The sequence below is a fragment of the Bacteroidales bacterium genome, from assembly GCA_026418905.1.
Classification (GTDB): Bacteria; Bacteroidota; Bacteroidia; order Bacteroidales; family DTU049; genus JAOAAK01.
This window is the reverse complement of sequence record JAOAAK010000036.1, coordinates 53,184-67,196: the sequence shown is the minus strand read 5'-3', so window position 1 is coordinate 67,196 and position 14,013 is coordinate 53,184. Positions and strand designations below refer to the sequence as shown.

8 protein-coding genes are annotated in these 14,013 nt (G+C 37.5%); 4 read left to right on the top strand and 4 right to left on the bottom strand.

The genetic code is table 11. The annotated features are described in order from the left end of the window. On the top strand, positions 1 to 3,002 hold a 3,002-nt coding region (locus N2Z72_07425), incomplete at its 5' end, for a gliding motility-associated C-terminal domain-containing protein (GenBank protein ID MCX7697506.1). Here the strand turns inward: N2Z72_07425 and N2Z72_07420 are convergent. Beyond that, positions 2,999 to 4,183 (bottom strand): AraC family transcriptional regulator, encoded by a 1,185-nt coding sequence (locus N2Z72_07420; protein ID MCX7697505.1) that lies wholly within the window; start codon positions 4,181 to 4,183, stop codon positions 2,999 to 3,001. The genes N2Z72_07425 and N2Z72_07420 overlap by 4 nt on opposite strands. 128 nt (positions 4,184 to 4,311) lie before the next feature. Here N2Z72_07420 and N2Z72_07415 point away from each other — a divergent pair, with 128 nt between their 5' ends. The 3 genes from N2Z72_07415 to N2Z72_07405 all read left to right on the top strand — a co-directional run bounded on the left by N2Z72_07415 (position 4,312) and on the right by N2Z72_07405 (position 9,839). Further along, positions 4,312 to 7,137: a GEVED domain-containing protein gene (locus N2Z72_07415; GenBank protein ID MCX7697504.1), complete on the top strand. Its 2,826-nt coding sequence runs from the start codon at positions 4,312 to 4,314 to the stop codon at positions 7,135 to 7,137. A 244-nt stretch (positions 7,138 to 7,381) separates the two neighbouring features. Next, positions 7,382 to 7,813 (top strand): hypothetical protein, encoded by a 432-nt coding sequence (locus tag N2Z72_07410; GenBank protein MCX7697503.1) that lies wholly within the window; start codon positions 7,382 to 7,384, stop codon positions 7,811 to 7,813. A 13-nt stretch (positions 7,814 to 7,826) separates the two neighbouring features. Next, positions 7,827 to 9,839 carry a hypothetical protein gene (locus N2Z72_07405; GenBank protein MCX7697502.1) on the top strand — a complete coding sequence of 671 codons (2,013 nt, stop codon included), beginning with the start codon at positions 7,827 to 7,829 and terminating at the stop codon, positions 9,837 to 9,839. On the opposite strand, the gene N2Z72_07400 is transcribed toward N2Z72_07405, so the two are convergent. The 3 genes from N2Z72_07400 to dprA are packed head-to-tail and all read right to left on the bottom strand — an operon-like array spanning position 9,810 to position 13,997. Next, a complete protein-coding gene (locus tag N2Z72_07400; protein ID MCX7697501.1) occupies positions 9,810 to 10,523 on the bottom strand; it encodes a recombination protein O N-terminal domain-containing protein in 714 nt (237 codons plus the stop codon). The two genes, N2Z72_07405 and N2Z72_07400, sit on opposite strands and share 30 nt — an antisense overlap. Before the next feature lie 2 nt (positions 10,524 to 10,525). Then, positions 10,526 to 12,862 carry a T9SS type A sorting domain-containing protein gene (locus N2Z72_07395; GenBank protein MCX7697500.1) on the bottom strand — a complete coding sequence of 779 codons (2,337 nt, stop codon included), beginning with the start codon at positions 12,860 to 12,862 and terminating at the stop codon, positions 10,526 to 10,528. A gap of 28 nt (positions 12,863 to 12,890) precedes the next feature. After that, positions 12,891 to 13,997, bottom strand: coding sequence for a DNA-processing protein DprA (gene dprA / locus N2Z72_07390; protein ID MCX7697499.1), 1,107 nt, complete (start codon positions 13,995 to 13,997; stop codon positions 12,891 to 12,893). Positions 13,998 to 14,013 lie beyond the last annotated feature (16 nt).

Here is a 14,013-nt window from a genome sequence, read left to right as displayed (position 1 = left end):
TGGTTGAACCTATATGTAGGGTTGTTTTTCATACCATTGATCAGAACAGTTCTTGTTCGGTAGGGGGAAGTGCATACGAAGATTTCACGAATGTGAATACCTATGTTGTTGCAGGTCAATCCTACGAAATCATGGTTTTTGGAAATACCAATGGAAATTTCACCGACAGTATTACGGTGTATTTTGATTGGAACAACAATGGTGTTTTGAATGATCCAGGTGAAAGATATAGTCTTGGGCGAATTTTGAATTGTAATTCTTGTCCTGTGCTAGGAAACATCACCGTTCCATCAAGTTGCAGTACTGGTCCCAAGAGAATGCGTGTCATGAAGAAATACAATGCTCAAGCAGTTCCTTGTAATACGACTGGAGATGGGCAAGCTGAAGACTATACCGTGTTTGTTCTTAATCCCTATCCATCTTTTTTTCAGTCGACATCTGCCAATCCTTCTACTCAGACGGCATTTAATCATTATCGATCAGCTAGTACCACCCCCACCTTTACTGTAAAGAGTTCATATGCTCCAACTTTTGATCGCATACAAATAGAGCTAAACACAAAGCCAGATTTTACGGGTACCTCTTATACGCAAACTTTTTCGGGAAATTACATCGCTGGTACCAAATACGATCTTACCTGCAATAATTTGAACCCACCTCTACCTGCAACAGAAGCAACTTATTTTGTTAGAGGCCGAGTTTCAGCCAATGGAGGTTCTACTTGGTCAGCATGGTCAAGTGAACTATGGGCATATACGTACGGAGATACTTTGCATGGGTGGCACCTAACTTCTTGGCCTCAGTTTGCATTGGGTAGGAAAATGGTAGCTTTATACGGAAATCACATGAATGTTCACGATAATGGAACTTCTGGGAATATGGTAGATGATTATTTTTATCTAGCTGAAGCAAAAACTTTTTCTTTTCTTACCACTGCATCTGATCAAGCTTTAACAGAAGGTACAAGTTATTATTCCGGTGGTTCTTATGATTGTATTACGGTAGGTTATTATAAACCTAATATTTTTACAAGCTTACAGGACTATCACGGTTTTCGTTTTCAGAATAGTAAGCTAGCAGCTGGTTCAACTATTACCAGTGCAAAATTCTATCCTTTTGCTCATAATGGTAGTGGATGCGGAGCAACACCCAATACCACCAATGAATTGATTCTTGCTATTAAAGGTGTAGCTCAAGATAATTGTCAGCCGTGGTCAAATTCCAATGATCCACAAACAGGGCAGCCTCGTTATAGGGTGAGAGGAGCAGCATCTGTGGCATGGAATGTTCCCCAGGGGGCTACACAACAGTGGTCAACAGGCTTGCAAATTCAAACAGCTCCAGATATTGCTCCAGTTCTTCAGGAAATAGTAAACAGACCAGGTTTTGTCAGTGGTAATGCTATTGGAATAATTGTAGATCACAACACCAGCGATGGACCCTACTGGAGATACTTTGCTACAAGACGATCAAATTCCGGTTATGCAGCTTTTTTGGAAACTAAGTTTACTGATTTTGAGAACTCCATACAGTTTCCAACTGTTGCTCTCTCAAGTTTTGCAAATGCTGCGAATTGGAATGAATTAATCACCCATTACGATCTAAGCTCATGTGCAGGATGTTCTGTCGAATTTGAAATTAGAAATGCTCAGAGCCATGCTATTATTGCAAGCGGAAGTAGTACGCACATTTCTCTGAATAATAGCACTGCCGATAGTGTCTATGTTATTGCAAAGGTTAAAAGAACAAACAATTCACCAGTTATATTGGATTTGACACTTACCGTAACTTTAAGTGTAATTCCTCCTGTGGCTGATTTTCAAGCTTCTCAGACGTCTATATGTGCTGGTCAATGCATAAATTTTACAGATTTGACCACTAATCAACCTGATAGCTGGGAATGGACGTTTACTGGTGCAAATCCTTCCTCTTCAACCGATCAGAATCCAACCAATATTTGTTATCCTAATCCAGGAACTTATTCTGTTCAACTCATAGCAACCAATGCAGCAGGTAGCGACACTATCATCAAAACCCAATATATTACAGTGAATCCGAATCCCACTCCTGATCTTGGGCCAGATCAGCAGGTTTGCCAGGGATCACAGGTCGTTTTAAATGCTGGAAGTGGTTATACGACCTACGATTGGTCAACTGGTGCTAATACTCAAACCATTACGGTCACTCAAAGCGGTACATATGGTGTGACTGTGACCGATCAAAATAGCTGTCAGGGGTCTGATCAGGTTAATGTTCAGTTTATGTCCAATATTCAAGGTCAAATTACTTCGACGGTGGATACTATATGTTTCAATGCTCCAGCTGTTCAGTTAACAGCTACTCCAGCAGGCGGATCCTGGTCAGGTGTGGGAATTAATTCAAGTGGATTATTCGATCCGTCTTCTGCAGGAATAGGTAATCATTACGTTTATTACACACCTGCTGGAAACTGTGCCATCAAGGATTCAACTTTATTAACAGTTGTGCCCATACCGCAGTTGTCTTTTCAAGTTCAAGGTGAAACGTGTCAAGGAGCTCAGGATGGTTCTATTACTCTTACCATACAGAGTGGTTATCCTCCGTATGTGGTCAACTGGCAAAATGGTAGTAATCAGATGCAGCTGTCTCAGCTACCTCCCGGAATATACACCGTACAGGTAACCGATAAAAATCAGTGTCAGGTTTCTGGTCAAGCAACCATTCTGGCATCCAACCAGTCTTGTTTTCCTCCTCATGCGTTTGTACCCAATATTTTTTCCCCAGATGGTGATGGCAACAATGATATTTGGCGAGTTTATGGTTCTTCTATAAAATCCATAGAGGTGTTTGTTTATGATCGTTGGGGAATTAAAGTTTTCCATACCACTGATCCTCAGGAAGGTTGGGATGGTAATTACAAAGGTAAACCCCTTGATCCTGGTATTTTTAACTATTATGTTCGCATAGTTTTCCTCAACGATGAAGAGAAAATTTTACATGGTCATCTTACGCTATTGCGTTAAGATTTTTTTCCGAAACGTGAACGGTATTCACCGGGGGTCATGCCAACTTCTTTTTTGAATGCCATATAAAAGACATTTCTGGCTTTGAATCCTACGGTAGTAGCAACTCCTTCGATTGAGTAATGATTAAACGCAGGATCGATAAGGATTTTTTTTGCCTCTTCCACGCGGTAATGATTGACAAAATGATAAAAATTTTTTTGAAATACAGTATTAATGACAAACGAAACATGAGTGCGAGGTAGATTCAACTGTTTGGAAAGGTCGTATAAACTAAGATCTGGATTGAGAAAAAGTTTTTTTTCTTCCATAAGCTGTATGAGCTTCTCAGCAATGATTTGCTGTTGCTCCGGCGTGATATGCAATTTAGCTTCTGTTGTTTCAGAATTTATGACAGTACTTTCCTCATGAGTATTTTTTTCAGCGTCTTGCAAGACAGGGTAAATTTCTTTTTGTTTCAATCCCATAATTCCCACGAAAAAAACATGAAAATTGATGGCTATTAAATAAAAAGCAAATCCAAGAATAGGTTTATTAAAAATATAAACGAAAAATTGGTAGAAATTATACGCAAGAACAAAACCAATAAAAACCCACATCCATTGCAATGTAATATTTTGTCGATATGAGAATACGTATGCGATTTGCTTATCATGTTTAGCAAGTTGCCATAAGATTATAGGGTAATAACTAAAGACTTGGAGAAAAAAAACCAAATCTCCAATATTAATCCAGTTTTTAAGATTGGAATAATAAGGTTCTGTTTTGCTAAATTGAAACAATATCTGATGGATCACATCGGATGGGATGGTTAAAAATTGTACGAACATGATAGAAGTTAGTAGAAAAGCCGGTAAGAAATGGAAGATGTGAATGAATCGGAATTTGAAATTTTCCGTTGTAAGATGTTTGACATACAAAAAAATCAGAGGAGGTTGAGATAGCATAACAAGAGTATTGATAAAAAAGAAACAGGCATAAAGTATAGAATTGTTCCAAAGGTACATGTTAGCATTCAGAAGATATTCGATAAATACAAACAACATGTAAATACCCAAAATGCGAGAACTTTTCGACGGACGATAAAGCAAAAGCCATGTGAAAACATAGGCATGAATGACAGCTATTAAAATCAGGAGATTAAAAAGGTCTTGCATAGCATTCAGGAAGTAAATATACAATTTTCTAAAATCATATGTGTTGAAAAATGTGTGTTTTTTTTGTTCATGTTCATGAAAGTTTTATCATGACAAACGCAACTTGTTGATGAGACCCTATCACTACTATCTTAGCATTAAATTTACTGAGGATGAAAAATATTTTATTCTTTTTTTTATATGCAATAATTTTTTTGACTTCTATTTCGTACAGCCAAACACTGGTTACTATTGGGTCGGGTAGTAGCACAAGTGCAAACACAGATGCTTCAAAACCGATATATAGTTCTGGCAGTACGAGTAGCTATATTTATTCTAAAACTGTTCATTTGATTCTTGCATCAGAACTAGCTTCTCAAGGTGTTTATAACGGAGCTATAATAACCAAGTGGGGTTTTAACAAAGCTGATGGGAACAGGCCTAATACGACGAGTAGTTGGACATTAAGAGTTTATTTGAAAAATAGTACTGCAACAAGTCTTTCAAGTGGAACTTCTTGGAACGCGATGATAAGTGGTGCTACGCTAGTCTACGAAAACACCAATATAAACAACAGTAACATGCCCAGTACCGCAGGCTTTTGGCTTTGGACTTTGCAAAATTCGTTTACGTATACAGGAGGAAGCATCGAATGTTACGTTGAGTGGGAAGCTAACAATAGTTCATGTCGAACCACCGGAGCCATTAATTGGAAATATGATGCAGTGACAGCCAATCAGTCCATGGGAGACAACAGTACGTCGTCGATTCCTGGAACTTGGAGTACTTACTATCCTGCTGCCAGACGATACCAAGTTCAGTTTGAATACTATTATCCTAATTGCAACGGTATACCATCCCCTGGAAACACAGTTGCTAATCCTGCTATACCCTGCATAAATCAGACATTTACACTTTCCTTGCCAGATCAAATTCCGTATGGAAATCTTACGTATCAATGGCAAATATCCAATGATGCAATAAACTGGGACGACATTGTAGGAGCTAATGGAATGACTCTAAATTATTCTTTAGCTCAATCAGCTTATTTCAGATGTAAAGTAACATGCCCGGGGTTTGGCTATGATTATTCAAACCCTATATTTATTACACCAGAAAACCAAATCGGCTGTTACTGTAAGATTTCTGCTAGAGACAATAACCAAGTTGATGGGATTACACGTGTAGTTTTCAACACAATCAACAATTCCTCTACAGGTAATCCAGCATATACTAATTTTACTCATATATCTACTAATGTTTATCGGGGTAGCTCATATGCTTTGTCTGTTTATGTAAATACCAATGGTAATTATACCTACTACGTAACGGCATGGATTGACTGGAATCAAAATTTGATATTTGATCCTGGAGAAATGTATCAATTGGGTACGGTTGCTAATCAGGCAAACGGTCTCAGTAGTTTGTGTCCTTTCAATATAACAGTCCCTCCTGGGGCTGCATTAGGAAAAACATTTATGAGGATTGCTGCCAAATGGGCTTCTTATTTAACCGATCCTTGTACATTTGATCCAGGAGGCTTTTCGTTTCAAGGTGAAGCAGAAGATTACACCATTTACGTGCTTGATAATCCATGTTCAGGTACACCCAACCCGGGACAAACCATGTCTACAGCTACAGTCGTGCATATTGGAGAATATTTTACTTTGTCGCTTCAAAATGCTTTGACTCAAACAGGCTTGACCTTTCAGTGGCAATCATCACCTGACAATCTGAACTGGACCAACATTCCTGGAGCAACAGCACCAACTTATGAAACTTATATTCTTCAAAATACTTATTTTAGATGTTTAGTTACGTGTATTAATTCAGGGTTGAGTGCTTATTCAACACCGGTGCAAATTACAACATTAAGTGCTGTTGAATTAGGATCTCCAATTAAAACTACTTGCGTTGGCCCTACACCTGCTGAAGAGCTTATCAGTACAGCCATAAAAAACAGAAAAAATCAGCTTCTTTTCAGGGCAAGTGATCTATATGCCCTTGGCATAACAACTCCACAAAACATTACATCGATGTCGGTGTACGTAACTCAAAAGCCAGGTACCCATTTGCAAAATTTTAATATTAAAATGCGTCACATAACTTTATCGGCTTTTGCACCTGATACTATCATTGGAGGACCATTTGTAACGGTTTATTCACGTTCAACATTGTCGAGGGATAGTCTTGATCCAGGTTGGAGAAAATTCAAATTTGATCAACCTTTTTATTGGAATGGATCAAGTAATATACTTGTACAGTTCTGTATATCAAACTCGTCTACTGCTTTTGGAGGCAAGGTTCTAACCTATCCAAGCGGTTACAGATGTTATCAAGGAAAATCCTCTGATCATATCTCCAATCTATGCGATAATTATCAAGGGGCCGTAGAAACTTCAGATTTATGTAGACCTTTAGCGAGGTTTTCACTGCAAAACACGGTGCTTCCTACACACTTGAGATTTTTTGATGTTAGTTGCGAGGACGAGGGTTTTATCGAGTTAAAATGGTTTTCAGATGAGGAAGAAACTTCTCTTGAGTCTTATGTTGTAGAGTTTAGGAAGATGAATGGAAGTCTTCTTCAGAAGTTTAAAGTTTACCCAGAAACGAGTGGAATGTATCATATCAAAGTTCCTGGAACATTTAAAGACGAAGTTTGTGTTGTGCTAAGTTACACGACTATCAATGGGCAAGTATTTCCGCTTCGAGATACCTGCTTAAATTGTAAGAAAGATAACATTTACATAACAGAATCCATCACAGTAACCAATCCGATTTCTGATGAGTTGATTATTCATTCTCGTTTAAAAGTACCCATGGAAGCCGAGGTCATGATGAGAGAAGTAAATGGAAAAATTGTTGTGTGGGAAAAAACTATATTACCTGCAGGTGGAACAAAGGTTTTGTCGCTCGGGGAAAGCCTTGCACCTGGGCCTTACTTATTGAGAATTACGACTTCACAACAAACCATGGAAACATTGCTTATCAAACAGTAGTTTTTCTATATCTTAAAACTTAATCGTATTAGTCATGTGTAAGCAGGGAAAGGAATTTCTTATGTTGGAAACATAGATTAAATTTCAAATAAGTTACATGAACACGTAATTTATTTGTTCAACAAGTTACGTAAGTTTTTGCTGCGAGTCTTTGTATATCGTTAATGGAGTGAAAATATTTCAAAACGGAGATTTAGGTTTTCATGCTAATGATTTAAATTTGCTTTATCTAAATAAGTAAGAGGTGAAGAAGTATTATTTATACTCAAAGGAGAATGATTTTGAAGATAATTTTAAAATATGGGTTTTAAATTCACCTTATCGAGAGTATAAAGTTGTGTCGTTGCTCAATCAAATGCTAGAGAACCCGTTCCGACATATGAGAGATTACGAACATTTTGATGTTCGAACTTCAAGGAGTTATCTTTATCCTGTTTATTCAAATCTGACTGAAATGGCTTGGCTTATAGGTGTTCGAACAGATGAAGTGTATCTAATTCCAGAAGTTAAACCATATAATTTACTGCTATGCTATCTAGAAGAGGAAGAAGGAAAAATGTTGATCAGGAAAATTAAAGATTCTACGATATTCTCACATGTTCAGGAAGTTCCAGAAAAAATTTTCCCTAAAGTTGTAAGCTGCGTCCAGAAAATACATATGATGCTGAATCATTGATTTAACAAAAGAGATGAGATATTTTAGAAGCTTGGTTATACTGTTGGTACTTTACGAAGCGATGTATGCTCAAAGCTACGGATCAAGGAGTGGATATTACTTACCAGTACATGGTAGATTAAGAGTGTTGGTGGTTTTTGTCGAACTAAAGTATCCTTCAGGAAAAGAGCCAAACAGTATAGAATTTTCAGAATCTTGGCAACCTGGGAAACTTCCTATTTGGTCAAATGAATTGTTTGATCCTTTTCCTATGCAAAAGCCTCAGGGATGGGTTACATCGTATTTTCATGAAGCTTCTTTTGGAGAATTTGAGGTATTAGGTGATGTATGGGAGGAGGAAGGAAAGCCCGGAATTCCCATATTGTTACCATCGGATGGTTCTATTGATCCAATAAAAATATTGGAATATATCGGAAAACGTTCTTTCCGAACCAAGCATTTGCTAAGTGAGGATAGTTTTGATTTATGGTTCATTGAGCGTGGTGGAGAGATTAAACGACGTAGGCAATCGTCAGACAAATTGCGTTTAGATCATTTGATGATCATAGTCAGAAATTCAACATATCCTGCTCATGGTGCTGGTTATGCTTCTACTTTTGGGCTTCGAGGTGGGAATTTAGAAGCGGATTCATACAGCGTATTTTGCACTCATGGTTCCATGCCACTGGGAATACTTTTACATGAATTTAACCATTTGCTTTTAGGAGGAAACAACATGCATTGTTGCGGTGGAAATCATGCAGCTAGTGGACCTCAATATTTTCTCTCTTTTCAAGCTGGTTGGGGAATGATGGGTGCCGCCAACCGCATTCTTATGACCGTTAATGGTTGGGATCGCTATAAACTCGGCTGGAAATCACCATATAAGAAATTTTATATTTCGTGTTTAAATGAAAAAGGAGAGGAAATATGTACGGATTTTACGGCTCTGGAGCAATTCTATCTTGACACCACTTTGATTTTAAGAGATTTTATTACCACCGGAGACGTCATACGAGTACGTTTACCTTATTTGTCGTCTGATGAATATCCACAATGGCTTTGGTTAGAAAATCATCAGACAACAACTTTTAACGGAAGTCGTTTTGATCGATTTCAGTATGAAGATGCCTATTGTATTGACAAAGCACGTCCTGGTATTTATGCGTACATACAAGTTGCTCATGAAGATACATTGGCTCCAGGTGCATTCCGCGACTTTGCTGATTTTATTCGAGTCGTTCCGGCGAGTGGTTTTTATGATTTGATCTTTGAAGATACGCTAGTTCAGAACAACTGGTGTATCAATAATGTCAAATATTATCCTTTCGTGCGTAGTTCAAAAAATTCTAATCCTTTTACGGGCTATTCTGTGCATGAACTTGTTGGATTTGATGAAAACAAAGATGGAAAGTTGCAAGAAAAAGAAAAAAGGACCCTTGGAATTGAGAAACTCGATGGACAATATCGTAACAACTTGCCTTATTTAGGAGAAACTTCTATGGCTTTTGTCCCAGGCGATGTCATTTCAATCTCAACCAATCCAGCTTTGGTCAATATGTTGACCTATCTCAATGATGATCGTTCTTTGAATGGTGGGAAAAAGCCGGATAATCGAATAATTTATCTTCATGGGATAAGAATTTATATATACGATGGGGATCCAAATTATCCTGGGAGTTTACGATTACGAATTGTTTCGCATGTTCCGGAAGTAAATTATTCGACGCGCTGGGCAGCTCCACATATCATTTTGCCAAAACAACATGTGGCTTCTCCTTATGATTTGATTATACGAAAAAAAGTTAGACTTGTTATAGATCGTTCTATGACGCCGACAACTGATACTATGTTTTCGAAGAAATATTGGAATCCTCCAACGACGTTGATTTTTTCATCAGGAACAAAAATACTGATGGAAAAAGGCTCGAAAATTATTCTGAAAAATGATAGCAGGTTAGTGATAGAGAAAGGGGTTGATATTCGGCGAGAAAAAAGAGCTCGGATAGTCACTCATTCAGGAGGGCGTCTTATTTTCGAAAAATGAAAAGAAAAGTTCCATCTGTCGCATTGACTGAATTTCTCTTGTTGAAGAAAAATGCGAATGGAAAATTTTGATTATCGTTTCTAGCAAAGGCATTTGATCGGCAGGAGGAATGTTCAAATGATGATCTGATTGGGTTAAATGGTAGAGTAATCTTAGAAAACGAACATGAATTTTTCCAATAGGAGTGTCGGCGAAAGTATTCGATAACTCTAGATCTTTATCCCAATTCATCCATTTTTGTAAACCAAAACCTAGTTGTTCTAACAAGTTGACAAGATGCACGAAAACCCATGTTGGGTTGAGATGCTGAAAATTGAAAATCTCAAATAATTTTGATCGAATAAAAGCATAGATTGCTGAGTCTACGTGTCGAAGAAAAGCATAATATATTTCTGCTAGAAAAGTTAAAAGTATTTGAGTCGGAGGAGAAAAAAGAACATGGGGAGAGTATTTAACTAATTGCATATCGCTGACAATAGGAAGATTGAAATGGGAGCGACGAAAATAAGTGATTTCTAAAATAGGAAGGGGGTAAGCTAAAAACGGGTATTTATTTTTTTTGTTTTTAATGTAGGAGTTAAGAAAAAAATCTTTCCTTCCTTGAGGTGTAATGCCCGTTAGTACAAGAGATCTTTCTTTGTATTTGACAACTCGCAGTGGAATAAATTCAGTCTGTTCGATCATAATTAATGATAAAAAAGAAATTTTGCAGTTTTTCGTAAAGTTCCATCGGAGTTGGCTATGAGTATCAAGTATATGCCTGTAGCGGGGCGGTTGCCTTTAATGTCTTTGCAGTTCCATACAGCCATACCTCCTTGTGAGGTAGTTTGATAGATCAGGTTTCCATAAACATCTGTAATGGTGACTGTAGACTCGGAAACAAGATTGGATATGGTCAAAAGACCTTGAAAATCGGATGGGACCGGATTGGGATAAATCATGATTGAATCATAAGTGTTGAATGGTTCGGAAGCTTCGCCACCATAAGAGACTAAACCAGCAGAAGTTGCTATAAAAACTTCTCCTGATAGCGGTTGAATAACGATGTCCATAATGGTGTTGGAAGGAAGAGGAGAATTATCTGTGGTATAATGGGCTATTTCTATGGTGCCGTCGGGGGAGAGTAAAAAGACGCCAGCTTTTTCAGTCCCCACCCATTTTCTATTACCCCCATCCACTGCTATGCAAGTTACATTTTCGGAACCAAGCAGGGGTTGAACGTAACCTCCAACTTCGACTAAGATCTGCCGGGCATTGATACTTTGATCAGAAAAAATATTCGCTGGATTATCAATAATAGCTATGCCTTTGTCTGTACCAATCCAGATCTGATTTTCTTTATCGGCGACTATAGCATTAACACTGAGACTGGGTAAATTACCAGTATTAGGCGAAGTATTCAATTTGATAAATTTATCGTCGGAGAAGTTGTTGAGAGTTCCGTTTTCATTGAAAACAATAATACCTTCATTTCTGGGAAGAGGTATCCATTTGTTATTGTAAGCATCGATAGCAATTTTTTTAGCTCCATTAGCTTTAAAGCTTGGCGGTAAATTGAATGTAATTAATTCGTTTTTGGAAGTTAGAACACTAAGCATTTTGTTGCTCCATGGATGTACGATCCAGAGATTGTTATTTTGATCAACAGTGATGCCAGTAATTCTAACTAAATCTGTGCCTTCAGCTCCAGGTAATGTTGAATTGTACGAATTCCATACTTTCACGATCTCACCTGCACGATACTCCATTAAACCTTGATTGTAAAAACCAATCCAGAGATGTTTAGGATCTTTGGGATCTGCATAAACAGTGGTAGGATCAAAAAAACCAATTAAATTAGTATCTATAGATGGATGTAAGTTAAACCATTTTTCTTCAGCGAACGATGCAATAAAAGGCTGAGAATAGAAATTGTTAAATGATTCGTCAAATCCGCCACCAGTAACAGTTAAGGTGGTTCCACACATGTTTAGGGAAAAGCAAGTAGCCAAATATGGGCTTTCGGGTTTGAAAAAGTAATTGGTCCATATTTGCCAGTTTTTGACAAGTCCTTGAGTTTCATCTGCTATGTACATAAAGCCATCGGAAGCATATTGAGCATCGCGTGGTGTAGGGTAGGAGGCAAACCCTTGAGTTGTATTGTAAACATAAATCTGATCAATGTATTGAAGTTGGTCATCGTAAACGGTAATGTTGTTAGGATGACAAAAAATGAGTTTCCCCCTCGATAATCTTATATTTGTTATTTTTTTTAATCCTACACTTTGAATGTAAAATGTATCAAGTACTCCATTTCTATATTTTAAGATTACATCAGGTTGGGTATCTTTTTTGCTTAAAACTATTAAGAGATAGTCACGTGAGGGCTCAATGAAAGAGTATTTTTCATTTGATGGGGGTTGAGAGAGAACAGTTCTCCAATAGTTGAAGTAAGAAAGATTGGGAGATTGAAGACTTGCAGCGAAGACTCCTTTTTGTGTAACGGCAAAAATACTATCACTTGTAATATGAATATCATAAACCGGATTGTTACTGCCATCATTTGAGAGTATATATGTTTCTTTGATTTCTTTTTTTGCTAAGTTTAATACGACAATACCAAAATCTGTCGAGAGATAAGCAAGTGAACCCCTAGGTAAAATGCGATTTATTTTTTTGCTTCCGATGGCATGACTGATTTTAATGTCGGGTATGTTATAAATTTTGCCATCAGGATAGAGGAAATCGATATTACCGTTTTGGTAACCTATAACAAGAAGTTGATACAACGAATCCCAAGCTATTGCTGTTACGAGAGCCTCATGAAGACCATTAATCCTTGAAAAGCGTTGTATTTCTTCGGTTTTTTTGTCAAGCAAAAACAATGCATGATCACTAGCTGCCCAAACACCAAATGGGGAGACTTCTATGTGTTTTAGATTAAAGTAAGGAAAATGGTCTCTCCACATGCCACGAATAATACCCTGGGAAAAAGAAACATAAGAGAAAATAAAAGAAAAGAACCAAACAAGTATTTTTTCCATGATTCAAATTTAGGTTATTTTAATAAGATTAGCTAACGACGTAATGTTTACCAGGCAAAGAACGAATCAAACCTTCCAATTCCAGTTCAAGCAAAATAGAAGATAATTCAGAAGGAAGGATAGAAAATTTTTTATATAAATCATCCAATGTACAAGGTTGATTTTGCTCGATAAATTGCAATACCTGACGAGCTTGTTCTGTAAGACTAGCCAAGGGGAGAATGGATTGAAACGATGGAAATGAATTAACTTTTCCATCCCATTTCATGGCTTTGATCAAATCCTCGCCACATTCTATAAGACTAGCTCGTTGAGTTTTGATGAGCCAATGGCAACCTTGGCTTTTTTCATGCGATACATTGCCAGGAAAGGCAAAAACGTCTCTGTCATAGTTGAAAGCAAGATCAGCAGTAATGAGAGCTCCACCCTTTTTTCCAGATTCTACGACAACGACAGCATCACTCAATCCAGCAATAATTCGATTTCTTTGAGGAAAGTTTATTTTTTCAGGTTTTACGTCTGAGAGATACTCTGTAAGAAGAAGACCACGTTCCACAATTCGAAGGGCAAGACTTTTATTTTCGGCAGGATAAATATAGGAGAAACCATGTCCAAGCACGGCAACGGTAGGCAAATTGTTCCGTAAAGCTTCTTCATGAGCAATGGTGTCAACACCAGCTGCCAATCCACTGATAATACATATAGGAAGTGCAGATAGTGATTGAATCAGTTGCTCTGTTAATTTTTTACCATAACTGGTAATATTACGCGTACCAACAACTGAAAGCTGATATTTCATTTGTAAAACATCGAGATTGCCTTTATAGAAAAGGTAAAGAGGGGCATCTTCACAGTTGCGGAGACGGGAAGGGTAAAAATCATCTAGGATGGATAAAAAGCCAATATTTTGTTGTTGGAGGATTTTAATTTCATGTTCTGTTCGTTTTAATGCTTCTTCTTTGAATCTGACAATATTTTTAGCTAGGCGAGGAGGTAGCTTGCCTGATTTAATGAGCCATGATTCAGAAGAAAAAAAAATGTCGGTCAAGGAAAGCTGATGAAGAATTTTACGCGCCAGAATATCGCCGATTTGAGGTATGTATTTAAGTGCAATGAGTAAGAATTTTTCATCCATTTTTTGTGCTTACATT